At 51.5% G+C, this 26,535-nt stretch carries 26 protein-coding genes; 6 read left to right on the top strand and 20 right to left on the bottom strand.

The window, feature by feature from the left end:
• Window positions 1-3: 3 nt before the first annotated feature.
• The 5 genes from tssK to OGV85_RS12520 all read right to left on the bottom strand — a co-directional run bounded on the left by tssK (window position 4) and on the right by OGV85_RS12520 (window position 8,228).
• A complete protein-coding gene (gene tssK / locus OGV85_RS12500) occupies window positions 4-1,341 on the bottom strand; it encodes a type VI secretion system baseplate subunit TssK (protein ID WP_003024443.1) in 1,338 nt (445 codons plus the stop codon).
• 23 nt (window positions 1,342-1,364) lie between these two features.
• Complete coding sequence (tssC, locus tag OGV85_RS12505) at window positions 1,365-2,894, bottom strand: type VI secretion system contractile sheath large subunit (RefSeq protein WP_003024445.1); 1,530 nt, start codon at window positions 2,892-2,894, stop codon at window positions 1,365-1,367.
• A gap of 65 nt (window positions 2,895-2,959) precedes the next feature.
• Window positions 2,960-3,457, bottom strand: coding sequence for a type VI secretion system contractile sheath small subunit (gene tssB, locus OGV85_RS12510; protein WP_003024448.1), 498 nt, complete (start codon window positions 3,455-3,457; stop codon window positions 2,960-2,962).
• Between the two features lie 466 nt (window positions 3,458-3,923).
• Window positions 3,924-5,786, bottom strand: a complete 1,863-nt coding sequence (gene gss, locus OGV85_RS12515) for a bifunctional glutathionylspermidine amidase/synthase (RefSeq protein ID WP_061547793.1) — start codon at window positions 5,784-5,786, stop codon at window positions 3,924-3,926.
• A gap of 153 nt (window positions 5,787-5,939) precedes the next feature.
• The gene (locus OGV85_RS12520) at window positions 5,940-8,228 is read right to left on the bottom strand and encodes an FdhF/YdeP family oxidoreductase (RefSeq protein ID WP_057063113.1); all 2,289 of its coding nucleotides are present in this window, start codon (window positions 8,226-8,228) and stop codon (window positions 5,940-5,942) included.
• Between the two features lie 217 nt (window positions 8,229-8,445).
• On the opposite strand from OGV85_RS12520, the gene yghU reads away from it, so the two are divergent.
• The gene (gene yghU / locus OGV85_RS12525; RefSeq protein WP_003846344.1) at window positions 8,446-9,312 is read left to right on the top strand and encodes a glutathione-dependent disulfide-bond oxidoreductase; all 867 of its coding nucleotides are present in this window, start codon (window positions 8,446-8,448) and stop codon (window positions 9,310-9,312) included.
• Between the two features lie 95 nt (window positions 9,313-9,407).
• Here yghU and hybG read toward each other — a convergent pair whose 3' ends face one another.
• From hybG to yghX, 11 genes are all read right to left on the bottom strand, one after another.
• On the bottom strand, window positions 9,408-9,656 hold the full coding sequence (gene hybG / locus OGV85_RS12530) for a hydrogenase maturation factor HybG (RefSeq protein WP_003024459.1): 249 nt from the start codon (window positions 9,654-9,656) through the stop codon (window positions 9,408-9,410).
• A gap of 29 nt (window positions 9,657-9,685) precedes the next feature.
• A complete protein-coding gene (hypA, locus tag OGV85_RS12535) occupies window positions 9,686-10,027 on the bottom strand; it encodes a hydrogenase maturation nickel metallochaperone HypA (protein WP_003024462.1) in 342 nt (113 codons plus the stop codon).
• On the bottom strand, window positions 10,020-10,508 hold the full coding sequence (gene hybE, locus OGV85_RS12540) for a hydrogenase-2 assembly chaperone (RefSeq protein ID WP_061547794.1): 489 nt from the start codon (window positions 10,506-10,508) through the stop codon (window positions 10,020-10,022). The genes hypA and hybE overlap by 8 nt, the downstream gene beginning before the upstream one ends.
• Window positions 10,501-10,995 carry a HyaD/HybD family hydrogenase maturation endopeptidase gene (locus OGV85_RS12545; RefSeq protein ID WP_003024473.1) on the bottom strand — a complete coding sequence of 165 codons (495 nt, stop codon included), beginning with the start codon at window positions 10,993-10,995 and terminating at the stop codon, window positions 10,501-10,503. The genes hybE and OGV85_RS12545 overlap by 8 nt, the downstream gene beginning before the upstream one ends.
• Window positions 10,995-12,698, bottom strand: coding sequence for a hydrogenase 2 large subunit (gene hybC / locus OGV85_RS12550; protein ID WP_003024476.1), 1,704 nt, complete (start codon window positions 12,696-12,698; stop codon window positions 10,995-10,997). Before hybC ends, OGV85_RS12545 begins: the two co-directional genes overlap by 1 nt.
• Complete coding sequence (gene hybB / locus OGV85_RS12555; RefSeq protein WP_003024479.1) at window positions 12,695-13,873, bottom strand: Ni/Fe-hydrogenase cytochrome b subunit; 1,179 nt, start codon at window positions 13,871-13,873, stop codon at window positions 12,695-12,697. Before hybB ends, hybC begins: the two co-directional genes overlap by 4 nt.
• Entirely contained in the window at window positions 13,863-14,849 is a 987-nt protein-coding gene (gene hybA / locus OGV85_RS12560) for a hydrogenase 2 operon protein HybA (RefSeq protein ID WP_003828357.1), read from the bottom strand. Before hybA ends, hybB begins: the two co-directional genes overlap by 11 nt.
• Window positions 14,850-14,851: 2 nt before the next feature.
• Window positions 14,852-15,970, bottom strand: coding sequence for a hydrogenase 2 small subunit (hybO, locus tag OGV85_RS12565; RefSeq protein WP_003024486.1), 1,119 nt, complete (start codon window positions 15,968-15,970; stop codon window positions 14,852-14,854).
• Window positions 15,971-16,159: 189 nt separating this feature from the next.
• Window positions 16,160-16,447, bottom strand: coding sequence for a DUF2623 family protein (locus OGV85_RS12570; RefSeq protein ID WP_003024490.1), 288 nt, complete (start codon window positions 16,445-16,447; stop codon window positions 16,160-16,162).
• 84 nt (window positions 16,448-16,531) lie between these two features.
• A complete protein-coding gene (locus tag OGV85_RS12575; protein ID WP_003024493.1) occupies window positions 16,532-18,172 on the bottom strand; it encodes a methyl-accepting chemotaxis protein in 1,641 nt (546 codons plus the stop codon).
• Between the two features lie 215 nt (window positions 18,173-18,387).
• Window positions 18,388-19,275 (bottom strand): YghX family hydrolase, encoded by an 888-nt coding sequence (gene yghX, locus OGV85_RS12580; RefSeq protein ID WP_061547795.1) that lies wholly within the window; start codon window positions 19,273-19,275, stop codon window positions 18,388-18,390.
• 155 nt (window positions 19,276-19,430) lie between these two features.
• Between yghX and OGV85_RS12585 the strand changes: the two genes are divergently transcribed.
• Complete coding sequence (locus OGV85_RS12585) at window positions 19,431-20,471, top strand: aldo/keto reductase (RefSeq protein ID WP_003024497.1); 1,041 nt, start codon at window positions 19,431-19,433, stop codon at window positions 20,469-20,471.
• Between the two features lie 70 nt (window positions 20,472-20,541).
• Here the strand turns inward: OGV85_RS12585 and OGV85_RS12590 are convergent, their stop codons facing one another.
• On the bottom strand, window positions 20,542-21,045 hold the full coding sequence (locus OGV85_RS12590) for an ESA_00282 family adhesion-associated protein (protein WP_048218593.1): 504 nt from the start codon (window positions 21,043-21,045) through the stop codon (window positions 20,542-20,544).
• A gap of 104 nt (window positions 21,046-21,149) precedes the next feature.
• On the opposite strand from OGV85_RS12590, the gene OGV85_RS12595 reads away from it, so the two are divergent.
• Both OGV85_RS12595 and OGV85_RS12600 read left to right on the top strand, forming a co-directional pair.
• The gene (locus OGV85_RS12595) at window positions 21,150-21,554 is read left to right on the top strand and encodes a hypothetical protein (protein WP_003024501.1); all 405 of its coding nucleotides are present in this window, start codon (window positions 21,150-21,152) and stop codon (window positions 21,552-21,554) included.
• 1 nt (window position 21,555) lies between these two features.
• Entirely contained in the window at window positions 21,556-21,963 is a 408-nt protein-coding gene (locus OGV85_RS12600; RefSeq protein WP_003024504.1) for a hypothetical protein, read from the top strand.
• 77 nt (window positions 21,964-22,040) lie between these two features.
• Here OGV85_RS12600 and exbD read toward each other — a convergent pair whose 3' ends face one another.
• Both exbD and exbB read right to left on the bottom strand, forming a co-directional pair.
• Entirely contained in the window at window positions 22,041-22,466 is a 426-nt protein-coding gene (gene exbD, locus OGV85_RS12605) for a TonB system transport protein ExbD (protein ID WP_003024505.1), read from the bottom strand.
• A 6-nt stretch (window positions 22,467-22,472) separates the two neighbouring features.
• On the bottom strand, window positions 22,473-23,207 hold the full coding sequence (gene exbB, locus OGV85_RS12610) for a tol-pal system-associated acyl-CoA thioesterase (RefSeq protein ID WP_003024507.1): 735 nt from the start codon (window positions 23,205-23,207) through the stop codon (window positions 22,473-22,475).
• A gap of 250 nt (window positions 23,208-23,457) precedes the next feature.
• Between exbB and metC the strand changes: the two genes are divergently transcribed.
• On the top strand, window positions 23,458-24,645 hold the full coding sequence (gene metC / locus OGV85_RS12615) for a cystathionine beta-lyase (protein WP_032950113.1): 1,188 nt from the start codon (window positions 23,458-23,460) through the stop codon (window positions 24,643-24,645).
• A 131-nt stretch (window positions 24,646-24,776) separates the two neighbouring features.
• Window positions 24,777-25,436, top strand: a complete 660-nt coding sequence (yghB, locus tag OGV85_RS12620) for a DedA family general envelope maintenance protein YghB (protein WP_003024510.1) — start codon at window positions 24,777-24,779, stop codon at window positions 25,434-25,436.
• Between the two features lie 69 nt (window positions 25,437-25,505).
• Here the strand turns inward: yghB and OGV85_RS12625 are convergent, their stop codons facing one another.
• Window positions 25,506-26,405: an AraC family transcriptional regulator gene (locus OGV85_RS12625; protein ID WP_003024513.1), complete on the bottom strand. Its 900-nt coding sequence runs from the start codon at window positions 26,403-26,405 to the stop codon at window positions 25,506-25,508.
• Between the last annotated feature and the right edge of the window lie 130 nt (window positions 26,406-26,535).

Raw genomic sequence — 26,535 nt, forward strand, 5'->3', positions numbered from 1 at the left:
ATTTCAATCCCTTAATACTGCAAAGAGCTCAAGTTGAATCTCTCCCAACGTTCCCGGCACATAGAAAGCGCAATTACCGGCGTCCAGCATGGACTGGGCGGCTGGATGATTAATCTCAAGAGCAAAATATTGATTTTCCAGTCGTAGTGGGATAGCGGCGGGTACATGCGTCAGCGGTTTTAATGGAATGCCGCTGAGTGCCACATTGACGACATCTGACACATCAGCCCGACTTCCTGCTTTACACAGCTGTGGAAACTGCGTCAGGAGGACATGCGCAGGAAGAGGCGAACGAACGGAAAGATAAAAATCAGCGCCTTCACGCAGCCGTGCATCCGACAGAGCGCCATACCAGAACTGTCGCTCCTGCGTCAGTTCAATCGCGACAACGCGAGATGGCAGGCTGGCTTCCAGTAGTTCCACCAGCAGTGCAAACAGTGGCGGGAATACCTGCTGCGGATTTGCGTGCTGGTATGGAGGTACAACGCTGACATCATTTTCTAATGAAAAGGTCAGCAGGCTGCCGGCTAACCGCGCCAACTCCCGCCACAAAAGCTCGGGGTGACGACCTGGGTTTTGCAGCATTTCTTTCAGAACAGGCTCCGAGCTATTAAGCGCATTCAGCAGCCAAAACAATGAAACGTCTGCTACCGCAAAATCCGCCATTCGTTCATTACTTTCACGGCGCAAGGCCATCAGACGGCGGCAACGGGCCTGGATACGGTGTACCAAATCACCGAGCGAATTGATTAATGAGGGGCTCGCTGAGAGTGAAAGCGAGGGTGGTAAAAAATCGTGCCCTAATTCCCATTGCCCCTGAGCATTACGAATAAGGCAAGCTACCGGACAGGTGAGATAAGCGCTGTTATCGTCGTGGGCATACCGGAGGGTAATAGCATGCCGCAGCACCGCCATATCAGTCTGCTCCTGGCCTGCGAGATCCTGCACTGGCAGCCATTCCTGCTGCCAGCGACACGGGCGGCTAACGCCGTTGCCTGATGAAAGGTTACCGCCATTAGCCGAAAGCAGCGGCAATGCCAGCACGATATCAACGCTGTTGTAACCAGTAAGGTGCGATAAATCACACGCCGGAGGCAGGTTATCTGAAATACCTGTATCCACTAACGTACCGTCAGGGAAGCGCACCACCAGATTAACGGGATTCAAACGGGAAACCGTTAGCGCACTTTCGTCAAACTCCGCGCTGATGACGCCCCACGGTGATGAAAGTGACATGTGAGCCACAACGTCAGCGACATAGGCATCCCAACGAGTCTGTTGCTGAAACTGCTGGGGAGCCAGAAAGGCCCCCTCGCTCCATAACGGACGATAGATCTTCATCGCACCTCCTGTGCGCTGCGTCGTTAAGATTTCGACTTAGGCATTTGTGAAACTAACGACAGACTGACGTCCATACCTTCAACCTGGAAATGCGGAATAGCGTACAGGCGCACGCGGAAGAAACCGGGGTTATCCTCAATGTCCTCCACCACGACACGCCCATCACGCAGCGGGTGTGATGCCTGTAAATCATCGCCAGGATCGGTCATTTCGGTTACCAGACTGCGCAGCCAGTTGTTAAGTTCAAGCTCAAGCAGACGGCGATCTTTAGTCGTGCCAATGTTTTCTCGCTGCAGGATTTTCAGGTAGTGAGCGATACGAGAAAGCAGGAAGATATACGGCAGACGTGAGTTAATCCGACTGTTAGCCGTCGCTTCCGGAGTATCAAACTGTGCAGGTTTTTGAGCCGAGTTAGCAGAGAAGAAGCAGGCGTAATCACGATTCTTATAATAAGAAAGCGGAATAAAACCGAGGTTGGCGAATTCAAACTCGCGGGTTTCCGGAATCATTACCTCAGACGGGATTTTCACCTGATTACCTGTACCTAAATCGTACAAATGGATAGGCAAATCTTTAACCGCGCCGCCCGCCTGTGGCCCACGGATCTGGACGCACCAGCCATTCTTGATAAAACTTTTCACCATGTTCACAGCGAAAGAGAAAGAGGCACTGGTCCACAAATATTTTTCGTGATCCGGCCCCTTAACTTCTTCAACATAGTTAAAACTGCGTACCGGCACCGTATCTGGGCCATACGGCAGGCGACCCAGCACACGCGGCATAGTCAGCCCGATGTAGCGTGAATCGTCGCTATCACGAAATGCTTTCCACTTGATATATTCAGCACGTTCAAAATAATCATTGATATCTTTTATGGCCGCGACTTCTTCCATATTTTCTTTCAGGAAGAATTTCGGCCCCACGGCACCAATAAACGGCATATGGCAAGCAGCCGACACGCCAGAAATATTGCGCAGCAGTGCAATATCCTGCGGACTGTTATCAAATTCGTACGCTGAAATCATTGCCGCAATGGGTTCGCCGCCTGGTTGATCATATTCTTCAATATAAACATGGCGGTATAACCCACTCTGGATAAGCTCCGGCGCGTCGTCAAAATCATCACGCAGCGCATCCTTGCTGATATCCATCATTTCTACACGGACATTTCGGCGAAAATCGATGCCGGTGATCATCGAATGCAAACCACGCCAGAGCGATTCTTGTTTTTGAAATTCAGCATGGTGCATAACTTCATTAACCTGGTCGCTAATTTGCTTATCCAGGCGAGCAATCTGCTCATCGAGCAGCGTTTTATCCAGACGTTCCAGGGGCTGCGCAGCATCCGCCAGACATGAGACCAGAACCTGAATCGCAGCGGTCACGCGTTCAGCCGGAGCGGCATCAGATAGCGCTTCATCGCTCTGCCACGCATCGACGTTTTTTAATGTCGAAACCGGGGCAAGATTAATTTTGTCAAAGAGGGATTGATAAACGCTACGTTCACTGGTCGTGGTGGTCGCGACTGAAGAGGTATGTTCCTGAACAGACATCAACATATTCCTTTTATGATCCTTTACTATTCCTGCCGATTTAGCGGAGGAAACCCTGTATAGCCTTAAATCTCTTCCGGCATCATCGTTGCCAGTTCATCACGCAATTCCTGACTCAAGTCCGGATCTTTAAGGATGATTTCCAGCTCGCGACGAAAAGCGGCGTTATCGAGTAAGTTAGATTTCAGGTCACGCAGTAAGTTACGCATAGCTAACAAAACGCGTAATTGTGGGATATTTCTTGCGACCTGTTCGGGTTCGAAATCGCGGATATTTTTAAAGGTAAGGTTAATATCGTCCTTTCTGTCATCACCAGCCAACGTATTTTTAACACTCAAATTAACCACTGGTGAGAACTTAGCTAACACATCATTAAAATTATTCTTATTAATATCAACCTTTTCGCGCTCCGATAATGGTCGTTGTTCTCTACCATTACTGAAATCCCCCACGGTCAAAAGTTTTAACGGCAATTCAACCTTTTTTTGCACGCCTCCGGTATGTAAATCTAACTTAATATTAACGCGTGCTGTCGGCACTTCATTCTGAAAACTGTCACCCATACGTCCCTCTCAGACCGGCGATTCCTGCCGATATTGTGCATTTCCTGACGGAGCATTTTCTAATCGCTCAACGTGTTTCTTACAACGTCATTTCTGTGGGCAGTCAATAATGACTGTTAATGACAATTAATGATTATAATTAGTACGCAGTCGGAATCCGATATATTCCACGGGAGAAAACTTGATCGATATCACTAATCAGCCAAATAACACATTAGTGTTTATTATTTAAAATTAAAATCAATAAGATATTTATCTGATACAAGCGACGAAAATTAATCATTGGTGAATATATTCATTAAACGAATGCATTTAAGTTATAAGACATTAATCTTAAAAATATTTACGCCCTTATATATACATCACGAAACTTATTTAAAGTTAATCAGCACCAATTTAACTATAAATAAAAAAGCCGGAGATATACTCCAGCTTTTCGTATTTCAATCAAGAACATGCCAAAAGATTACTCTTCCTTCACCACAATCAGCGGCTCGATATCGCTCTCTTTCTTAATCACCAGCGACTCATCGCCGCGCAGGCAGGTACCGCCGTAGTTACCGCCTACGGTGAAGGTACAAATCTGAATATATTTACCGGCAATGTTTGGCAGACACCAAAGCTGCTGATAAATGTTCTTCTGCTCGGCAAACTTACCGCTGGTTTTATCCAGTAGCTCTTCCTGATGACTCACCAGATCGATGTTGCTGCCACAACGTCCTGCAATGGGTTTCACCGCATAACCGGTTTGTGCCAGCTCTTCATTTACAGTGAAATCGGTATTAAGCAGATAGCGGTGGTGCGGGAAAAGCTGCCAGAGGATTGGCAATATCGCTTTGTTGCCTGGGATCACCGTCCACAGAGGTTCGAAGACCAGCACTTCCGGGCGCAGCAACACGTCGATTAAACGCACTTCCTGATTCGTATGCCCGGTACGAATTGGTACCGCGGCGTACTCCGTTTCGCTGACCTCTCGCACCTGCTCAATCGCGGTTTCCCACGCCCAGGTTTTCCAGACACAGTTCACCAGGCGGCCGTCACCGTCAATCAGTTGACCGGCATCATCCCAACGTAGCTCATCGAGGCCACGCAGAATTTTGCTGTCAAACCCGGCCTGACGCAGCGCCTGCTGCATAAACTGCGCGTGATAGTTTTCTTCGATATCCTTATCCTGCATGATGTGGACAAACGGACGTGCGCGGCTGTGCTTCCAGGCACCCGCCAGTTCGTTGATCAACCCTTCAGCCGGGTTGTGTCCCTGCCCTGTGTAGCCACGCTCGGCCCATCTTTCGAGAATCAAGCCAGCTTCGGTATGGCACGAGGCGGAATCGGCGTTGTACTCATACACCTTCAGTCCACGTTCATCCATACAGAAATCCATACGACCCGTAATCATATGATGCCGACGACGCTGCCAGGAAAGGCGCAAGCGCGGCCAGAGGATTTTCGGAATATCGAACAGTGCCAGCAAGTTATCGTCTTTCAGCACCTTGTCGGTCGCGTGCAAGTACATCAGGTGCAGCTCGTTAGTGGCTTTGATCAGCTCCTGCTCGGCACTTTCGGTAATGGTGAAGTACTGATGCGGATCCTGATTAATCACATGCCCATTCGCCAGCACGTAGGCTTTTTGCAGCGGATCCTGTTCATCCAGCCATTTACCGTCAAACTGCCCGTTATCTTCCAGTCGCGCGCCGCCAATTTTCAGCGAGTCACTGGCGATCTCCGGCTGCGGCAGGCTGTAACGAGTATCCTCGGTCTGGATCATCCAGCCAAGGATGGTGGTGTCGTCAAAGGTATCCCTCAGGGTGTAGCAACCGTTTTCAACCACCATCTCCAGCTCGCGGGTCCACTGCTGTCCGGGAGGCAGCGGCGTATGGAGCACGTTCTGTTCGGCAATACGGATTTTGTTTTCCAGCAACTGGGTGACGACCGCCACATGCCCGGTATCTTTAAATTCGCCGCCTTTTTGCCAGATAAGCAACGCGCCTGCTACCGGCGCGCGGGGTGAACCATTGGGAAATGCCTGTAACGGCAGGATATTGTCATTCACCACTTCACGCAGGAAGCGTAAGGAGAAGATCTCCCAGGCCATGCCTACATCGGTGAAGACCACACCATAGTTAAGGAACAGAAAGCGGCGTGCGAACTCTACGCACTGCCATTTGTGGCCCATGTATTCGTCGTCGATATAGCTGCGAAATGCCGCATCATCGTCGTAGTCCCGTGGGTCGAGGGAGCTGTAATCTGAAGAGTAGATTGCTACGCCACCTGGGGCGTAGCCCAATAATGTCCCGAATGGGGCATCCTGACTGGTCGTTCCTTTGCTCATGCACCTTACCTCAAAACAATACAGCCTGAGCAGGTTGGCGTGAATTTTTCGCTCTGATTGCCTGCTCTGCGACACTAACCGGACAGAGATCGACATCATCATACACCTCAACGCAGCGACTGGCGCTCAGAGGCGAAAAATTCACAACAGGAACTACGCCTGGGTAAGGATTACCGGCACGCTTTTATAGGCCGGAGTCAAACTTTGTGTATCCACCGCGTCCAACGAGAGCAGGACATTCGCTTCAGGCAGATACGCGCCAATTGAGCCCGCCGCCATGTTGTAAATCACCACCGTTAAGCCGTACATGATGCGATCCGCGCAGGGCTGACCGTTGTCGTCCAGCGCCTGAACGTTGACCACATCACCCTGGCTCAGACCGCGGCTCATCGCTTCTTCGACGCTTAAAAACACCACATCCCGACGACCGGTAATGCCACGATAGCGATCGTTCATACCATAAATCGTGGTGTTGTACTGATCGTGGCTGCGTAGCGTCGCCAGTATCAGCGTATCGGCAGGCTGATTTTCCCGCTCTACCGCCCGCTGATGGCTGACGATAAAGTTGGCTTTGCCATTCTCCGTTCGCCATTCACGGCGCGAAGCAGGCGTATCCATACGAAACCCGCCCGGTTCAGCAATACGGGCGTTGTAGTCGTGGAACGCCGGGATCACGGCCTCAATGGCATTACGGATCAGCGCGTAGTCCCCGGTCAACGCTTCCCAGTTTACCGGCGAAAGCGGCAGCGTTGCGCGCGCCATGCCCGCCACAATCGCGGGCTCGGATTTTAGCCAGCGGGAAGCCGGCTTCAGCGCGCCACAGGACGCGTGGACCATCGACATTGAGTCTTCGACGGTCACAGACTGAATGCCCGTAGCTTGCAGATCGCGCTCGGTTCTACCCAACGCGGGGAGCAAATAGTTGTGTTTTGCCAGCAGCAGGTGCGATCTGTTCAGTTTGGTCGCCACATGGACCTGCAGATCCAGCTTTTTCATCGCCGCAAAGGTACGCTGCGGCTGGGGCATCGCCACCGCCAGATTGCCACCCATGCAGATAAGTGCTTTTACGTCTCCGCGCTCAATGGCGCGAATACTCTCCACGCTGGAACGACCATGTTTGCGCGGAACACGGATAGAAAAATACGTCTCAAGGCGTTGCAGGAAATCTTCGGACGCCGCTTCGTTGATCCCCACAGAACGATCGCCCTGCACGTTAGAGTGACCGCGCAACGGGCAGATCCCCGCCCCCGGCTTACCTATATTGCCTTTCAGCAGCAGCAGGTTTACCAGTTGCTGGACGTTCTCAGTGCCGTTTTTATGCTGGGTGATGCCCAGACCGTAACAAACAATCGTGGCGCGGGATTTACTGTAGCTGTGCGCCAGATCTTCCATCTGACTGCGCGTCAGACCCGAGTCCTGTTCCAGCTCCGCCCAGCTACGCTGGCGTAAGTCATCATACAACGCGGCATATCCAGCGGTATGCTCTTCGATAAACGCATGATCGAGCGTCGGCTGCTGATCCAATAAGATCCGCGCTTCGTCCATTTCGATTAGCGCTTTCATGATGCCTTTGAGCAGCGAAGCGTCACCGCCCATTTTTACCTGGTAGTAGTCGTTGCTCAGCGCCGTCGCCTGACCGGTGAACATCTCTTTCGCGCTTTGCGGGAAGCTAAAGCGCTCAAGCCCCCTTTCGTTCAGCGGATTAATGGAGATAATTTTAGCCCCGCGTTTGGCAACGTCGCGTAAGGTGGTCAGCATGCGCGGATGGTTAGTGCCAGGGTTATGCCCGATACAAATCACCAGATCGCAGTGGTCAAAGTCCTCAAGTTCAACGGTTCCTTTTCCAAGGCCAATGGCCGGCGTTAACCCTGCGCTGGTCGGTCCGTGGCACATGTTTGAGCAATCAGGGAAGTTGCTGCTGCCATATTCGCGGGCAAACAGCTGATACAGGAACGCTGCTTCATTTGACGTTCTGCCGGAGGTGTAAAACTCAACCTGCTGGGCTGAATCATAACTGCGCAGACGCTCGCCGATTTCCTGGAAGGCGATATCCCAATCCACCGCCTGCCATGTGTCTGACGCGGCATCGTATTTCATCGGCTGCGTTAAACGACCGATGTTTTCCAGCTCATAATCGCTGTAATGCCAGAGTGTGGAAACCGGGTGACGGCTGAAAAATTCTGGTGACGCTTTCTTGTTGGTTGTCTCCCAGGAAACCGCCTTAACGCCATTTTCGCACAGCTCCATCGGTGCCCGATGGCCAGGGTCCGGCCATGCACAGCCCGGACAGTCGAACCCTTTCACCTGGTTCATTTTAAACATCGCGATAATGTCGCGGGCGACAGCCTTTTGCGAAAACAGCGAAGCAGTGACGGCTTTTACCGCGCCCCACCCACCCGCCGGGCCCTGATAACCGCTTACTCCTGGAACACCCTTTTTCATTATTACTGCTTATTCACCGCCAATTTTTGATGGTGAATACGGTAGCAATTTCCGTGCAACAATGATTTCCTCTTCATGGAGTACGGGCCAGGTACAATGAACGGGTTAGATTTATCTTCCCCTTTCAGCACAAAACGGCATAAAGTCCCAATCTGTTAAATTGAGTTCTACCTGGCTGCTACACTGCATCAAACAACCACTCAGAAGGCAGGTCACTATGTCAGACAATACCTATCAGCCCGCGAAAGTCTGGACGTGGGAAAAATCGAACGGCGGCGCATTCGCCAATATCAACCGCCCTGTTTCCGGCGCTACACACGAGAAAACGCTGCCGGTTGGCAAGCATCCGCTGCAGCTCTATTCGCTGGGTACGCCAAACGGGCAGAAAGTGACGATTATGCTGGAGGAGTTGCTGGCGCAGGGCGTGAAGGGCGCGGAATACGATGCCTGGATTATCCGCATCGGCGATGGCGATCAGTTTTCCAGCGGCTTTGTTGAGGTGAATCCGAACTCGAAGATCCCGGCACTGCGTGACCACTCGCAAAACCCACCGGTTCGCGTATTCGAATCTGGCGCAATCCTACTCTATCTGGCGGAAAAATATGGTTATTTCTTGCCGCAGGATTTGGCAAAACGTACTGAAACGCTAAACTGGTTGTTCTGGTTACAGGGTGCTGCCCCGTTCCTCGGCGGTGGCTTTGGTCACTTCTATAATTATGCGCCGGTTAAAATTGAATACGCGATTAATCGCTTCACCATGGAAGCCAAGCGCTTACTTGACGTGTTGGATAAACAGTTAGCACAGCATCAGTTTGTCGCCGGAGATGAATACACCATCGCCGATATGGCAGTCTGGCCGTGGTTTGGCAATGTGGTTCTGGGTAACGTGTACGACGCGGCAGAGTTCCTTGATGCAGGAAGCTACAAGCACGTGCAGCGCTGGGCAAAAGAGATTGCGGCGCGTCCGGCGGTTAAGCGTGGTCGTATTGTGAACCGTACCAACGGACCGCTGAACGAGCAGCTTCATGAACGCCATGACGCCAGCGACTTCGATACCAATACCGAAGATAAGCGCCAGGCTTAAAATGCCTGATGGCGACGCCGGGGCGTCTTATCAGGCCTACAAAGATGTCATGCCGTAGGCCGGATAAGGCGTTTGCGCCGCCATCCGGCATAAAATCACGCGCTGGTGACGTCGTACTCCATACGGCGAAGTGCGTCTAACGTGGCTTTAGCTTCATCTTCATCAATGATGCTCATGGCGAACCCTACGTGCACCAGCACCCATTGCCCGACCAGCTCAGCCGTATCACCTTCACAAATCAGGGCAATATTGACATCACGTTTGATGCCGCACACTTCAACCTGCGCAAGCTGGTGAATATCTTCACCAACGGCCAGAACCTGACCAGGGACTCCAATACACATATCTGACTCCGCCCCATAGCAACTATGGGTTATTCGACTTCAATACTTTTCACTTTCAGTGAATCGCCCGCATCAACTCGCAGACGATCCCCCTGACAATGTGGACACTGCGCATCATGCTGGGTGATTTCCACAACCTGACTGCAATCCCAGCACCATGCCTGGGCTGGCTTGTAATCAATATGCAGCTCACACCCTTGCGCCAGCGTCCCCTGACAGACGATGTCGAAACTGAAACGCACGGCGCTCTCTTCAACGCAGGAGAGCGCCCCGATTTCCAGCCAAACGCCGGTTACACGTTTGACACCGTGCTGCTCTGCCTGCTGTTGAACAATCTCAACCGCGCTCTGACAAAGGGACAGCTCATGCATTTTCGCAGTTCCGACGACCCAGCAGCAGCGCGCGGCGATTGAGCTGCGGCGCATTTGGATCGCTCACCGGCAGCGATAACAGCATTCGCGCACAATCGTCAGTCAGGCGCACACCTTCCTGCGCCGACATGCTGTGTGAAAGCGGCGACATCAGTGAACAGGAAAGGTATTGTGATACGCCCTCCAGTTCACCAACGGTAAAGGTCATCTCGCCATACGGCAGACGCAGCCCGATTTTTTCGCTGACTTTACGTACCGGCCAGACCTGATCCGGCCCAGGAAAAATCAGTGAGCTGAGCATCCAGGGTGTGATAACACACCCCGTCCACTGTCCTTCAAACAGCGTAAAATCAGAGACATATACCGGCATATTCGGATGCAAGAAAGAGAGATCGTGCATCGAACGCCGGGCAACCTCTTCAAACGCTGCCTGAATCTGCATCTTCGGGGCCGTCTGAAAACCGACAAACTCCTCAGACATGAGCCGCCTCCCGAGGGATCGCTTCAACACCTGATTCGCGAAGCGCAGCAAGAACCTGCTCAAGCGCAGGTTCAATCATCGCTTCGACCGTTGGCGTTAGCCCGATATGCGGCTCCAGTGATTCCGGAATAATGCCGACTAACGTCAGCTTTTTCGGAAACTCTCCGGTGAAACGCAGGGCCGACAAAACGTCGGCCAGGCCAAGCTGGTGCGGTGAGATTTTGTTGGTAAACAGCGCCGGGATCTCTTCATCCCGCAGGACCATCATCGTTCCTGGCGTGTTTTTCTTCGACACAATGGCGTCAGCAATGATCAGATGATCTCTGTTCGCCATATCGCCGAGAAGCTCCATCCCAGCCGTACCACCGTCCAGAACATCAACAAAGTCTGGCAGGATGTACCGTTGCTCTAATGCCTCAACGATACGTACTCCGATGGCTTCGTCGGTCAGCAAAATATTGCCGACCCCTAAGACTAATATCCGCATTACAGAACCTTAACTGAGACCACTTCGTTCCCGTCAACGTCCACCACATGCACCGCACATGACATACAAGGATCGAAGGAGTGAATGGTACGAACCACTTCCAGCGGTTTGTTTGGATCGGCAATCGGCGTACCTACCAGCGAGCGCTCATACGGTCCCACTTCATCATTAAAGTTACGTGGGCCAGAGTTCCAGGTTGACGGTACAACCGCCTGGTAGTTGCTGATAATGCCATCTTTAATCACCATCCAGTGAGACAGCATACCGCGCGGCGCTTCGAGGAAACCAACACCTTTGAATTCGCCCGTTGCCGGAATATCCGGTTTCACGAAGGTGGTATGGTCGCCTTTACCGATGTTCACGATCAGCGCGTTGTACTGATCCTGCAGAACGTTCTGCAGTTCACAGCAGTGAACGGTACGGCCAATAATACGACCCAGCGTAGAGTGCAGCTGAGACACTTCGATAGTTTTACCGGTCAGCTTGGTGTAAATCGCGATGATTTCATTCAGCTTGGCATGAGTAGACTCACGTTTGGCCGCCAGTTTACACAGCATGTTGGCCAGCGGACCCACTTCAACCGTTTTACCGTAGAAGGTCGGTGCTTTAACCCAGGAGTACTTGCCGTCATCTGACCAACCGGTGTAATCAGGAACCGTTGTACCTTCCCACGGAGCCTGCGGCGCTTCGTCTTTGTACCACGCGTGTTTCGCACTCTCCTGAATCCCTTTGATCAGGTACTCATCGGAGTGAGAGGTGATCGGACGATAGGTCGACAGATCTTCATTAGTAATGTAACCACCCGGGAACAGGAAGCTGCCGTTTTTACCATCAGTCGGGAATTCCGGCGCACTCAGGTAGTTAACCGCGCCCTGACCACGTTCCAGCCATTCAGGGTAGAACGCAGCAATGACTGCGGTATCAACCTTGTAAACCTGCTCAACGAAGTCGCTCAGCTTATCAATGAAAGACTTGATGTACATCAGGCGTTCAAGGTTCAGCACGCCAAGACCGTCGAGGTTAATCGGGTTAGCAACCCCACCTACCGCCAGGTTCTGGATGTGCGGCGTTTTACCGCCCAACAGCGCCACAACGCGGTTGGCATCACGCTGGCATTCCAGCGCCTGGAGATAGTGAGCGACCGCAATCAGGTTCACTTCCGGCGGCAACTGCATTGCCGGGTGACCCCAGCAACCGTTAGCAAAAATGCCTAACTGACCGCTGGCAACAAGATCTTTGATCTTGTTCTGAACCTTGGTGAACTCTTCTGCGCTGTTCAGGTGCCAGGAGGACACGCCGTTCAACATGGCAGATGCTTTCGCTGGGTCAGCTTTCAGGGCAGAGGTGATATCCACCCAGTCCAGCGCAGACAGCTGATAGAAGTGAACAATGTGGTCATGCGTGGTGTGCGCGGCCAGAATGATGTTACGGATATACTGTGCGTTCACCGGAACATCAATATTCAGCGCACTTTCTGCTGCACGAACGGAAGAGATAGCGTGAGTGGTCGTACAAACGCCACAGATACGCTGCACAATCATCCAGGCATCGCGCGGATCGCGGTTTTTCACGATCTCTTCCATGCCGCGCCACATGGTACCGGAAGCCCATGCTTTAGATACCACGCCATTTTCGATTTCGCAGTCGATGCGTAAATGACCCTCAATACGGGTTACCGGATCAATAGTAATTCTCTGGCTCATGCTTTGCTCGCCTCATGACGATTTTGATCGTTTTGTTTTAAAGGAGGAAGTATCGGCAGTAGACGAATGAGTACGATGTATGCACAAATCTCAATAGCCACAAAACCAATAGAAATCAACAGTTCTTCCCAGGTCGGGAAGTAGTGGTAGCCACCACCAGGATTGAACGCCACCAGCGAATAGGACAGACGCCATGTTGCACAACCCAGCAATGCGCTCAGCGCAGACAGATACAGCATGCGCGAATCATTACGCAGCTTAGTGACGCGCAGCACCACCAGCGGGAAGACCATCAGCACGACCTCAAGCCAGAACATGGCTGAGTAGAAATCGCCTGCAAACGCATACGACAGCTTGTCGCGATAGATCAGCTCGCCAAAGCGCAGAACCACGAAAATCGCCAGCAGCACGCTGATGGTGTTCGTCAGCTTGATGAACAAACTTTTCTCGTCCGGACCGTTACCTTTCAGCCCCGCTTGTACCAGTGAGCCTTCAAAGATGACGATCGAGAAGCCCATAATAAAGGCGGTTAATACCGAGAAAAGCGGCAACATTTCATAAGCTTGCCAAAGCGGATGCACCTTATAACCCGCAGAAATCATCAATGAACCCATTGAAGACTGGTGCATGGTTGGCAGCAGCGCGCCGAGGGCAATAACAAAGAACATCACTTTATTCAAACGCTTGAGAGAAACTTTCCACCCCAGACGTTCAAACAGAGCCGGAGCAAATTCCAGCGCCATGATGCCGATATAGATGGTCATACAGACAGCCGTTTCGAACAGTACCGAATTCACGTTGAAGTGGCCCGGAATGTAGAAATACGGCAGGTTCCAGTAACGACCGACGTCGATGGTGATTGACAGACCACCCAGCGAGTAGCCAAACAGGCTCGCCAACAACGCCGGACGTACCAGCGGATGGTATTGTCCTCTGTTGAAAACATACACCGCCCACGCCAGCGCCCAACCGCCGCACGCAAAGCCAGTACCAATCAACAGGTCAAACGCGATCCATACACCCCATGGGAAACCGCCGTTCAGATCGGAGACTGAGCCCAGTCCGAAGACCAGACGTTTCACGATCAGGAGCATACACAGGACGATAAGCGGCCCAAAAATAATGACCGGTTTGCTGATTATTTTTCCGCCCAGCGGTTTAGGATCATGACTCATGATCGTCTCCTCCATCGTGATGGTCGTTTTTCGTGTTACGACGAACCAGCACGGTTAAGCCCGCCAGCGCAGCCAGGGGTAATATCATGCCCTTGTACAGGGAATGTTGAACATGTTCGGAACGCGCACCAGTTGAAAGATCATCCAGCTTCGGCAGATCCAAATCCTCGTAAGGAACACCCGTCAGCACCATAACCTGCGTACCACCACCTTCTTTCTCACCGTACAGGTGTGGGTAGTACTTCGGTACCGTATGCAGATAGGTATCGCCTGCTTTCACCGTTTGACGCGGATAGTGGTATTCGCTGCCAGGCTTCAGCGCGAGACGTTTTTTCGCCTCAGCCATCAACTCTTCACGGGTACCAAAAATCACCGCACCGGCTGGGCACACTTCAACACAACCCGGCAAACCGCCTTTGTCCAGACGCTCAACGCCTTTCTGGTTACACAGTTCACATTTGTGAAGCGCACCAAACGGGTTGTTGTAGTCGTACTTAGGCACGTTGTACGGGCAGGCGACCATGCAGTAACGACAGCCCGTGCAGACGTCTTTGTCATAATGGACGATGCCGGTTTTCGGATCTTTCTTCAGCGCGGAGACCGGGCAAACGGAAACGCAGTTCGGATCAACACAGTGCATGCACTGTTTCTTGATGTATGCGTAGCCATTTTCTTCCTGGTCTTTGTTCACGCCTGTTCCGCTACGCCACACCTGGATGATGTTATTGGTATACGGAGACAGTTTGTCGTTGTTCGACCAGGTTTGCTCGCCTTCCGGGTTACGGGCCGGGAAGTTGATATCCTGACACTTGGTGACACAGGCCTGGCAGCCTACGCACAGCGTCGAGTCATAGAGCATCCCAAGAGAACCCGGGATCGGCGGACGGTTTTCTGCAGCCGCATGACTGATGGACGGCGCTGCGCCCAACAGCAATGCCCCGCTGGAGGCTGCTTTAATAAAGTTACGTCTGTTCACGGTTATTCTCCCCGTGAGTCAGCGTTATCTTTCTTTTGCTGACGCCCCAGTTCACGTACCGCCATCACGCTGACGCCGGCAACCAGTCCTACTACGCCACCCAGCAGTCCAATCGCTCCGGCAGATACATTACCGCCTTCTTTCATATTGACGTCAGGCTTCTCGGAACGCGGCGTTTGGTTTTCCACATGAGCAAGCTGGTGAATACCTTTATGGAAACCGACGCCTTCTTCGTTACAGCCGTAGCAAGGGTGACCAATAGCCACCGGCCACACGCCGCCAACGTCGCAGAATTGCAGCGTTGAACAGTTGCCGTAGGTTTCTGGCCCTTTACAGCCCAGATGGTAGAGGCACCAACCTTCACGGTGGCCTTCATCGCCAAACTCTTTCGCAAAACGACCAGCATCGAAGTGCGGGCGACGTTCGCAGTGCTCGTGAATCAAACGGCCATAGGCGAATGTCGGACGGTTTTTGGTATCCAGCTTCGGCGGCTTACCGTAAGTGATGATATGGGCGACCGTTGCGAGGAAGTTATGCGGGTTCGGCGGACAGCCGGGGATGTTGATGATGGTTTTGCCTGGCAGAACTTCTTGCAGGCCGACGGCACCCGTTGGGTTAACGCCAGCGGCAGCAACACCACCCCACGCGGCGCAAGAGCCGATGGCAATGATAGCGGCTGCGCCTTCTGCGGCCCGGCGGATGTGATCCACGATCGGCTCACCGGCAACCATGCAGTAAATGCCATTATCTTTCAGTGGGATAGAACCATCCACTACCAGAACATATTGCCCTTTGTACTTCTCCAGAGCGTTATGTTTGTTCTCTTCAACCTGATGGCCGAAGGCGGCAGAGAGCACCTCATGGTATTCCAGAGAGATTGTCTCCAGAACGAGGTTTTCCACTGTAGGGTGTGTCGCGCGAAGCAGCGATTCAGTACAACCCGTACACTCCTGGGCACCAATCCAGATAACCGGTGGGCGCTGAGGACGAGAAACTGATTCGGCCATTTCTGCGGCGGCTTTGCTACTGAGCCCCATGGTAGCGGCCAGTGCTGCACAAAGCTTCATGAAATCACGGCGATTAATGCCGCTCGAATTGATGAGAGAGTTATCTCCAGTCATTTTATAGTTATTCCGTTGCGAAGACCTGGCTTTTTATTTTGCACCATTCGCATGTTGCATATTGCGATCGGCGCGCCATTACCACACTTTTTATATGGTTATGTGCGATATATTACTTCGACGGAGCAACAAAACGAAGGTGTTGGTCAATAGTGTAATTAATTAAAGCAACGGAATACCCCTTTCGGATCAAGCTTCGAGCCGATAGCCAGCCATGAAAAACCGAATTGTCGTACTGGACTGGTTCTCTTTAAAGAAATCCATCACCATCTCTTTATCGAGTCCATAGCGACGCGTGAGGATGCCCGCCTCCCACGCACTAAGCTGTCGATCGCCCGTTTTTTCAAACATGCGATGTGAAAATCCCAACACAAAACCACGCTTATAATCCGCACAAAAATTCGCCACTGAGCGTGCGCTGTCCGCACTTGAGGCGTTTAATCCGGCCATCAGGCCTTTTCCAAAATGGTTGTCCATGCATAACCTCCAATCGCTATATAATAAATTATATAGCGATTTTTTGAGCAAAGACCAGAGGTATCACGAACTTTTTATGCCAGCTTAAAAGGACACCCATTCATCCGTTTTAGCTGCCGCAGACGTTTTGCTGTCTGCTGAAGGGGAAGCAGTATTAGCAGCGGCGTATTGCACATCATTCGCTGAGAGGCGGAACTGTTGCACCGAGCGTTGCAGTTCCTCTGTTTGTCGTTCCAACGCCACGGCAGCGGCGGAGACTTGCTCTACCAATGCAGCGTTCTGTTGCGTTACGCTGTCCATCTGCGTGATCGCCACGCTCACCTGCGAGATGCCCTTATTCTGTTCTTCCGAGGCTGAGGCAATTTGCTTCATGATGACCGTCACTTCGGTGGCACCGCGCAGAATTGCCTCCATGGTTAATCCCGTTTCTTTAACCAGACGAGCCCCCTGGTCGACACGACGCGATGACTCGCCAATTAGCGTCTCAATCTCTTTCGCCGCTCCGGCGCTGCGACTGGCAAGGTTGCGTACTTCACCGGCAACGACGGCAAAACCGCGCCCCTGCTCGCCTGCCCTGGCAGCTTCAACTGCGGCGTTCAGCGCCAGAATATTGGTCTGGAAAGCAATGCTATTAATAACTGACGTGATTTCCGCGATCTGTTTAGAGCTGGCGGCAATGCCGTCCATCGTCTCAACCACTTCTGAAACCAGCGTGCTGCCTTTACCTGCCGTTTCTGTGGCCGTATCGGCAAGCTGGCTGGCTTCACGCGCATTTTCAGCGTTCAGTTTTACCGTTGCGGTCAGTTGCTCCATGCTGGCAGCGGTCTCTTCCAGCGCCGCGGCCTGCTCTTCAGTTCGTGAGGAGAGATCGTTATTACCGGTGGAAATTTCCGTCGCCCCTCGCCAGATGTTGTCACTACCTGAACGGATGGTACTGACGGCTTCACGCAGGCTGTCCTGCATCGCGCACAGTAACGGCACCAGTTGGCCCACGCAGTTACGCCCAAAATCTTCAATTGGATGGCTGAGATCGCCCTGCGCAATCTGCTGGAACTGCTGACGGATGCGTCCCAGAGGTTTCACCATCATGGCGACGAGGTAACGGTCGGTAAAGAACAGTAGGGCAATACCGAGGATAACGGCAGTAATAATTAATGTCCGGATGATAGACGTTTTGCCATCGACCATCACGCGGGTGGTATCAAGCCGCTCCCCTGCCGTGGCGTTAAAACGTTCGGCACTGGCGCCAAATTCACGGCTCAGCGCTGGCGTTATGGTACTGGCATGTTCCGCAAAGGCCGTGAGCGTGCCCTGCTTTGCCAACTGCATTTGCGGGATCACGCCATTGTCCAGCAGCGCCTGCCACTTCGTCAGTACCGCCGCGGCAACTTCCGGATCCATGGGGCCTGGAGACAATGTTTTCATCTCCTGGAGTTTTTTACTCATATTCTCCAGGGACTGCTGCGCCGGCGCAAAATCAGGCGTTCCGCCGCTCATTTTGACATCCATGGCGCGACTTAAGCGCGTTACGAAGCGAAAGTACTGATCGTTACCCTGACTGAGAACCGTCATCTGATGGACAAGATGGCGGTCAATATCATTGCCTTCAGATATTTTTGATAACGAATGAAGACTGAATAAACCCACGCCCGACCAGAGCAGGCAGAAAAGTCCCAGTATTGCCAACATGACAATACGAATAGTGAAGTTTTTCAGCAAACGCATAATAATTTCCTTGCCGTTGATGAGGAATTCGCCATCAGGCGATACTTATCCTTGTTATCGGCAGGCAGTAGAGAAGATATAATGCGTTCTTTATTTTTTTACTTTCTTAAGTACATCCACTATCTCTCCACCCTATATCAATATGAATGCTAATGAAATTAGGTAGCATTATTATTCAGGTAATTAATTAAAAGCATTAAATAATCTATTGTTTTCTATCGCAAATATTTGTCAAACCACGCAAGAGTACGTTCCCAGGCTAAATCAGCGGTAGCTTTATCATAACGGGGGGTAGAATCATTGTGAAAGCCATGATTAACACCGGGGTAGATATATGCTTCATAGACTTTCTTATTCGCCTTTAGCGCCGCTTCATATGCAGGCCATCCCTCATTAATTCGGGTATCTAATTGCGCATAGTGCAGTAATAAAGGCGCGCTTATTTTAGGGACATCTGATGCAGGAACCTGACGCCCATAAAAAGGCACCGCACAGGCCAGTTCAGGGAAAGCCACAGCTGCGGCATTCGACACACCACCACCATAGCAAAATCCGGTGATACCTACCTTTCCTGTCGTCCCTGAATAATGCTGCATAAATTCAATGGCGGCAAAAAAGTCGTTCATTAACTTTACGGGGTTAACCTGCTGCTGCAATTCCCGACCTTTATCATCATTGCCTGGATATCCCCCTACCGAACTTAACCCATCAGGCGCGAGTGCTATAAAGCCCGCCTTCGCCACCCGTCGCGCCACATCTTCAATATACGGATTCAGCCCACGATTCTCATGCACAACCACCACCGCCGGAACTTTCCGCGTCACCTTCGTTGGTTTAACCAAATACCCCCGCACATCACCATGTCCTTCAGGCGAGGGATAGGTAATATATTCCGCCAGAATATCGGGATCGGTAAATTCTACCTGCGTTGCGAGAGCGTAGTTGGGTTTCAATAAATTGAATAAGGCCAATGCCGTCATGCCACCCACTGCATATTTCGCTGCCAGATTGAGAAACTCGCGTTTCGTTATTTTGCCATGAGCGTAATAGTCATAGTAGTCGAGCAGTTCTTGCGGAAAATCTTTGGCAGTCAAACGCGGCATCGTCGCACTCCTGATTGATGTTTTTTTAAGCAAAGCACAGTGACCTGTTTTTGCCCAGTTTTTCATCTCAGTGTGACCTGGTGAACGGGATATTCACCGTGAACCCGCTAGAATAGAAACGTTGTTTCGAAATTCACCTGCACTAAGGAGATCTCATGGCCTGGTTTGCCAATCCTGAACGTTACGAGCAGATGCTCTATCGCTACTGTGGGCGCAGCGGTTTGCGCTTACCCGCGCTATCGCTGGGTTTATGGCACAGTTTTGGGCACGTTCAGGCGCTGGATTCACAGCGAGCCCTGTTGCGTAAAGCATTTGATTTAGGCATCACGCATTTTGATTTAGCCAATAACTATGGGCCGCCACCAGGCAGCGCAGAAGAGAATTTTGGCCGATTACTGCGCGAGGATTTTGCACACTATCGCGATGAACTGATTATCTCCACCAAGGCAGGCTATGACATGTGGCCAGGGCCATACGGTTCTGGCGGTTCGCGCAAATACCTGCTCGCCAGCCTCGATCAGAGCCTGAAACGCATGGGCCTCGACTATGTCGATATCTTCTACTCGCACCGCGTCGACGAAAATACGCCAATGGAAGAGACCGCCTCAGCCCTGGCCCACGCCGTACAGAGCGGCAAAGCGCTGTATGTCGGCATCTCATCCTATTCGCCAGAGCGTACGCAAAAAATGGCCGAGCTGATGCGGGAATGGAAAATTCCCCTGCTGATCCACCAGCCGTCTTACAACCTGCTTAACCGCTGGGTAGACAGCAGCGGCCTGCTGGATACGCTGGAATCCAATGGCATGGGCTGCATCGCCTTTACGCCACTGGCTCAGGGACTACTGACGGGGAAATACCTCAACGGCATTCCGGAAGGTTCACGCATGCAGCGTGAAGGGAAAAAAGTTCGTGGGCTGACGGAAAATATGCTGACGGAAGAGAATCTTAACAGCCTGCGGTTGCTCAATGAGATGGCGCAACAGCGTGGACAGTCGATGGCACAAATGGCCTTAAGCTGGCTGCTAAAAGACAACCGGGTGACTTCGGTATTAATTGGCGCCAGTCGACCGGAGCAACTGGAGGAAAACGTTCAGGCGTTGGCGAATCTGACGTTCAGCACCGAAGAACTGGCGCAGATCGATAAGCACGTCGCGGACGGTAAGCTGAACCTGTGGCAGGCCTCATCTGACAAATAGCCGTATGTAACATCGTGCCGGGTGGCAGCGTAAGCCTCCCCGGCACGTAATACGGGCCAAACAGTCCCCTTCACACCTCTTCCGCTTTGATCTCCGGGCGTTGATACTCCGGCCACACCAGCGCGACAAGCGCGGGATAAGCCTCCAGACTGAACTCCCTGAAACACTGACGCAGGTTGAGCACGTCCAGGTCGGCATGCGGGACCTTCTCACCGTTCAAACAGCGCTTTTTAATATTGTCGTAATATTTATACACCGCAGAGTTGAGATCGCTACAACGCCGCTGCGCATCAAATAATCCAGGTGTCTCATTCAACTCCACCATTGTCATCCGCTTGATCGTGGAGTGGATAAAATCGATATATTCGTGATTAACGCGCCAATACCAGACTGGCGTAATCGAATTCATCAATACCGAGAAATGGTCCTCGCCTTCTTCTTTACTCAGCATTTCCGGCTGGTTTTCAGAGTGCCCATTTTCGGCATGTCGGTTTTTATTTGCACTGCGCATTAACAAAAGTACCCCGCAGGTCAGCAATAGCAGGGTAATAACAGAATAAAATATACTGTTCATATACTGGCTCCATTTTTTTTGATTTTAAAATTACGCCATGCTATTGTCAACGCGGCCTGGTTTATTTAAAACAACATATCATTGGCATCAAAGGATATTTCAACATGCTTCCCGAGCATCTTGTTCCCTCGCACTTTCACTTATCCAGCCCCGCTACCAATACCAATCCCGTAGATAATAGTGAAAATTTGACTCAGGGAAAGAGAACATTAAGCGATTACGAATCCGATATTTTGATTAGCTCAACAGCTACCGGTCAGTCACGAAATATGCTATTTGAAGAGTGCGATCGTCATTTAAAAGAGCGTCTGTTTCGTGCAGCAAAAATTGAGTCATTCTCTCGCCTGCTCAATTCACTACAAGCAGAAGGCGATATTAACGCACAAGAATTAAGTAAAATTTTGACTCAAAAAACAGCCATCATAAATGAACAGGGCAACAAAATTTGGCTTAATTTAATTACGCGTGAAACCAGCGACCCTATTTTTTATTCTCTGGAAGAGAAATAGAATGAAAGATGTTGAGGATAACAATGTTTATTTGGCTTTAGATAACCATAAAAGCGATGAGTTTGTCTTAAAGCAAAATTTAGCCGTGTTGATTGCCAATAAAAACGCGACGCTGGAAAGCGTTGCTCAGGAGATAGTCTCTATTCCCGCTGCGCTGGTGCGGATGAAATGGCAAAATCGGCGTGAAATTTACACGCTACAGGCTAAAGAAGAGATCTACGGTGCCGCGATCGAAGCCATTATGGAGCAACAACCAGAACTGCGGGACAAAATCATGGCCCGACTGGAAAGCACCTACCAGCATATACTCGCGCGGGAAACAGCCACCTTACGCCTGACACGAAAGCTGTCTGAAGGGAACTACGAACCCACCAGGACAACCACGGTCGCGTTAGACGAGAACAGATAAGAACAGGTATGCGAGGGAGTTGAATCAGGAGAGGCACGCCGGGTAAGGCGACAACCATTACCCGGCAATGAGGAGGATTACTTCGCTTTCACAGTCTCTTCGCCAACCAGACCAATCTTCAGGAAGCCCGCCTGATGCAGCGTATCCATAACCTTCATCATGGTTTCATAATCAACGGTTTTATCTGCCCGGAAGAAAATGGTGGTGTCTTTCTTCCCATCTGTCAGTGCATTTAACTCGCTAATCATGGTGTCATCCGTCACCTGATTGTTGCCAATAAACATACTTTTATCGGCTTTAACAGATAGGTAAACCGGTTTTTCCGGACGCGGCTGCGGCGTGCTAGTGGAGGCAGGAAGATTCACTTTCACATCCACCGTTGCCAACGGTGCGGCCACCATAAAAATGATCAATAAAACCAACATAACGTCGATAAACGGCGTCACGTTGATTTCATGCATTTCACCGTTATCGTCCAGGTTTTCATTAAAGCTCATTGCCATGGAACATTATCCTACACGTAATTTCTGCGCTGCACGTACCGGATGCGCGGATGCGCTTGCGTTCAGGTCCAGATCGCGACTTTGCAGTAACAGCACCTGTGCCGCGACGTCACCCAGCATCGCTTTATAGCTGCCAATCTGACGTGCGAAAATGTTGTAGATAACAACCGCTGGAATTGCTGCGACCAGACCAATTGCGGTCGCTAACAGCGCTTCTGCGATACCCGGCGCAACAACGGCCAGGTTGGTCGTTTGAGTTTGTGCAATCCCGATGAAGCTATTCATGATGCCCCATACGGTACCGAACAGACCGACGAATGGAGAGATAGCCCCGATGGTGGCCAGGTATCCGTTACCACGTCCCATATGACGACCTACCGCCGCCACACGACGCTCCAGACGAAAGCCGGTACGCTCTTTAATGCCTTCGTTATCGTCACTGCCTTCTGACAGTTCCAGCTCGTTTTGCGCTTCGTTAATCAACTGTGCGCCCAGGCTTTTGCCATCGAATCCTGCGGCAATCTCACTTGCCTGATCTAAAGAGCGGGCTTCCGCCAGCAGTTGCTGTTCACGCTTAAGGCGGCGTTTCTGAGTAAAGAACTCAAGGCTCTTACTAAAGAAGATAGCCCAGGTGACCACTGACGCCAAAATCAGCCCAATCATCACGCACTTAACCACGATATCGGCGTGCTGATACATACCCCAGACGGAAAGATCCGTCTGCATCAAATTATTACCCACTCTGTATCTCCAGGACGCAAATCACAAAATCTGAGCGTAATGATATCAAAACGACGTCGAATTGATAGTCGTTCTCATTACTATTTACATATTGCCGCACCTTTGGTTTCTTTTCCTTGCGCTTACGCAGTAAAAAAGTCACCAGAAGCATTTTGAGATTATTTTCTACTGTATAACCGTTCTGCAGGATGCGTCATCTTTGATTCATGGTAGTTTAGACATCCAGACGTATAAAAACAGGTAAGACAACATGGCAGATAAGCAACTTGAAACCAAGCTCGTTCACGCAGGACGCAGTAAAAAATACACGCTGGGCTCGGTAAATAGCGTGATCCAGCGCGCTTCTTCGCTGGTGTTTGACACCGTGGAGGCCAAAAAGCAGGCCACACACAACCGTGCCAACGGTGCGCTTTTCTATGGACGTCGCGGAACCCTGACGCATTTCTCTCTGCAGGAAGCGATGTGCGAACTGGAAGGCGGCGCGGGTTGCGCCTTGTTCCCTTGCGGTGCGGCTGCCGTTGCCAACACCATCCTCGCTTTTGTGGAGCAAGGCGATCATGTGCTGATGACCAATACCGCCTATGAACCCAGTCAGGATTTCTGCACCAAAATTCTCGGCAAGCTTGGCGTGTCCACCGGCTGGTTCGATCCGCTGATTGGCGCCGATATTGTGAAGCACATGCAGCCGAACACCAAAGTCGTATTTCTGGAGTCGCCTGGCTCTGTCACCATGGAAGTGCATGATGTTCCGGCTATTGTTGCCGCCGTCAGAAGCGTAGCACCTGACGCAATCATCATGATTGATAACACCTGGGCTGCCGGAGTGCTGTTCAAAGCGCTGGATTTTGGTATCGATATTTCTATTCAGGCAGGCACCAAATATCTGATTGGCCATTCCGACGGCATGGTCGGCACGGCGGTCTCTAACGCCCGCTGCTGGGATCAACTTCGCGAAAATGCGTATCTAATGGGGCAAATGCTGGACGCCGATACCGCCTATATGACCAGCCGTGGGCTGCGTACGCTGAGTGTACGCCTGCGTCAGCACCATGAAAGCAGCTTAAAGGTCGCCGAGTGGCTGGCCAGCCATCCGCAGGTCGCCCGCGTGAACCACCCGGCACTGCCCGGCAGTAAAGGACATGAATTCTGGAAGCGTGATTTCACCGGCAGCAGCGGCCTGTTCTCCTTTGTATTGAATAAGAAACTCAATAATGAGGAGCTGGCCGCGTATCTGGATCACTTCAGCCTGTTCAGCATGGCCTACTCTTGGGGCGGTTTTGAGTCGCTGATTCTCGCCAACCAGCCGGAACACATTGCGGCAATCCGTCCGCAAGGCGAGGTGGACTTCAGCGGAACGCTCATCCGTTTGCATATCGGTTTAGAGAATGTTGACGATCTGATTGCCGATTTGGCCGCAGGATTTTCCCGAATCGAGTAAAATTGCCACAGATGGACATATATGCAGACACTTCTGGTGGAAAAGTCTGCAATTGTTGCGTCCGGGATCAAGGCATCCCGGACAATTCAGGAGTACAATCCACACATAAACGCTGTTCCACAGGAAAGTCCATGGTAGTCATTCAAGATATTGTCTCCGCGCTCTGGCAACACGATTTTGCCGCACTGGCGGATCCACACGTTGTGAGCGTGGTGTACTTCGTCATGTTCGCCACACTGTTTTTAGAAAATGGCCTGCTGCCCGCCTCCTTTTTACCCGGAGACAGCCTGTTATTGCTGGCAGGGGCGCTGATCGCTCAGGACGTGATGAGTTTTTTACCTACCATAGCTATTCTGACTGCCGCCGCCAGTCTGGGTTGCTGGCTGAGCTACATTCAGGGACGCTGGCTGGGCAACACGCGCACGGTGAAAGGCTGGCTGGCGCAATTACCTGAAAAATACCATCAACGCGCTACCTGCATGTTTGACCAACACGGGTTGATGGCGCTGCTTGCCGGGCGTTTCCTGGCGTTCGTCCGTACCTTGCTGCCAACGATGGCGGGCATTTCAGGGCTTCCTAACCGTCGGTTCCAGTTTTTTAACTGGCTGAGCGGACTGCTGTGGGTCACCGTCGTCACCAGCTTCGGCTATGCGCTGAGTATGATCCCGTTCGTCAAACGTCATGAAGATCAGGTGATGACCTTTTTAATGATCCTGCCGATTGCTCTGTTAACCGCAGGTCTGTTGGGAACGTTGTTCGTGGTGATTAAAAAAAAATACTGTAGCGCCTGAGTATTAGCCGTATGCCGGAGTCACTCCGGCATTTCATTGATGGCGCGCAGCTTTAAAGCCGACAAGAAATCAACTCCCCTGCATCATACGAATTCTTGCCGCATCTTCCCCCGGCGTTACGCCAAAGAAACGTTTGAACTCCCGACTGAATTGCGATGCGCTCTCATAGCCGACGCGCATTGCTGCCGCACTGGCCTTCATTCCATCGTGGATCATCATCATCCGTGCTTTATGCAGGCGATAGCTCTTCAGATATTGCAGCGGCGAGGTACTGGTCACCGCTTTAAAATTATGATGAAACGCCGATACGCTCATGTTCGCCTCTGCCGCCAACTGTTCTACATTGAGGTTTTCGGTGTATTTGGTTTCAATCCGCTTGAGTACCCGGCTTATCAAACTGAAATGCGTCTGGCGACTTACCAGCGCAAGTAACGCGCCACCGCGCGGCCCGGTCAGCACATGGTAGAGGATTTCGCGAATGATCTGTTTCCCCAGAATACGCGCATCCAGCGGTCGCTCCATCACATCCAGCAGGCGCTCAGCAGCACAGAGAATTTCGTCTGAGAGCGTCGCAGAGTTAATCCCACTGGCAGCCATAGCCGGCTGGAACAGCTCGTCTTCCCCAATGTCCATCAACAGCTCCTGCAATTGCAGGATATCGACATTCAGGTAAATACCGGCCAGAGGAACCTCCGGCGTCGCATACGTTTCACATTCGAAGGGTAAAGGTACGGTTAGCAGCAGGTATTCGTTGGCGTCATAGCGAAATACGCGCTCATTAATGTAACCAATTTTATGTCCCGAAAAGAGAAATATGATGCCTGGCTGATACATGACTGGTGTACGCGCCGCCGGCTCCGTACCGTGTAGCAGGCGGACATCTGGCAGCAGTTCGTTAAGTTTATTTTCATTGTTTTTCAGATGCTTAATTTTATCTGTCAGCAGAAGGCAGATCTCATCACGGTTCATGGGGCACCATTTCATTATCGTTTTTCGACCCTGACATAATGCGCAGATTTATCCGTTTTCTCCAGCAGTCTGTAGAAATGGGCAAGACATCGGCAGAAATGAGCATTGAGAGCAGCGCGGCGGGCGACCA

Origin of the sequence: Citrobacter sp. Cf132 (assembly GCF_030333885.1) — a bacterium.
GTDB lineage: Bacteria > Pseudomonadota > Gammaproteobacteria > Enterobacterales > Enterobacteriaceae > Citrobacter > Citrobacter freundii.

Bases quoted from the DNA above. Each gene is read 5' to 3' on its own strand.
- OGV85_RS12585 (WP_003024497.1), top strand. From the start codon at position 19,431: ATGGCCTGGTTTGCCAATCCTGAACGTTACGAGCAGATGCTCTATCGC.
- yghU (WP_003846344.1), top strand. From the start codon at position 8,446: ATGTCAGACAATACCTATCAGCCCGCGAAAGTCTGGACGTGGGAAAAA.
- hybB (WP_003024479.1), bottom strand. From the start codon at position 13,873: ATGAGTCATGATCCTAAACCGCTGGGCGGAAAAATAATCAGCAAACCG.
- OGV85_RS12575 (WP_003024493.1), bottom strand. From the start codon at position 18,172: ATGCGTTTGCTGAAAAACTTCACTATTCGTATTGTCATGTTGGCAATA.
- hybC (WP_003024476.1), bottom strand. From the start codon at position 12,698: ATGAGCCAGAGAATTACTATTGATCCGGTAACCCGTATTGAGGGTCAT.
- exbD (WP_003024505.1), bottom strand. From the start codon at position 22,466: ATGGCAATGAGCTTTAATGAAAACCTGGACGATAACGGTGAAATGCAT.
- OGV85_RS12545 (WP_003024473.1), bottom strand. From the start codon at position 10,995: ATGCGGATATTAGTCTTAGGGGTCGGCAATATTTTGCTGACCGACGAA.
- OGV85_RS12600 (WP_003024504.1), top strand. From the start codon at position 21,556: ATGAAAGATGTTGAGGATAACAATGTTTATTTGGCTTTAGATAACCAT.
- metC (WP_032950113.1), top strand. From the start codon at position 23,458: ATGGCAGATAAGCAACTTGAAACCAAGCTCGTTCACGCAGGACGCAGT.
- OGV85_RS12625 (WP_003024513.1), bottom strand. From the start codon at position 26,405: ATGAACCGTGATGAGATCTGCCTTCTGCTGACAGATAAAATTAAGCAT.
- tssC (WP_003024445.1), bottom strand. From the start codon at position 2,894: ATGTCTGTTCAGGAACATACCTCTTCAGTCGCGACCACCACGACCAGT.
- hybG (WP_003024459.1), bottom strand. From the start codon at position 9,656: ATGTGTATTGGAGTCCCTGGTCAGGTTCTGGCCGTTGGTGAAGATATT.
- tssB (WP_003024448.1), bottom strand. From the start codon at position 3,457: ATGGGTGACAGTTTTCAGAATGAAGTGCCGACAGCACGCGTTAATATT.
- gss (WP_061547793.1), bottom strand. From the start codon at position 5,786: ATGAGCAAAGGAACGACCAGTCAGGATGCCCCATTCGGGACATTATTG.
- tssK (WP_003024443.1), bottom strand. From the start codon at position 1,341: ATGAAGATCTATCGTCCGTTATGGAGCGAGGGGGCCTTTCTGGCTCCC.
- hybO (WP_003024486.1), bottom strand. From the start codon at position 15,970: ATGACTGGAGATAACTCTCTCATCAATTCGAGCGGCATTAATCGCCGT.
- OGV85_RS12520 (WP_057063113.1), bottom strand. From the start codon at position 8,228: ATGAAAAAGGGTGTTCCAGGAGTAAGCGGTTATCAGGGCCCGGCGGGT.
- OGV85_RS12590 (WP_048218593.1), bottom strand. From the start codon at position 21,045: ATGAACAGTATATTTTATTCTGTTATTACCCTGCTATTGCTGACCTGC.
- yghX (WP_061547795.1), bottom strand. From the start codon at position 19,275: ATGCCGCGTTTGACTGCCAAAGATTTTCCGCAAGAACTGCTCGACTAC.
- hybE (WP_061547794.1), bottom strand. From the start codon at position 10,508: ATGTCTGAGGAGTTTGTCGGTTTTCAGACGGCCCCGAAGATGCAGATT.
- OGV85_RS12595 (WP_003024501.1), top strand. From the start codon at position 21,150: ATGCTTCCCGAGCATCTTGTTCCCTCGCACTTTCACTTATCCAGCCCC.
- yghB (WP_003024510.1), top strand. From the start codon at position 24,777: ATGGTAGTCATTCAAGATATTGTCTCCGCGCTCTGGCAACACGATTTT.
- hypA (WP_003024462.1), bottom strand. From the start codon at position 10,027: ATGCATGAGCTGTCCCTTTGTCAGAGCGCGGTTGAGATTGTTCAACAG.
- OGV85_RS12570 (WP_003024490.1), bottom strand. From the start codon at position 16,447: ATGGACAACCATTTTGGAAAAGGCCTGATGGCCGGATTAAACGCCTCA.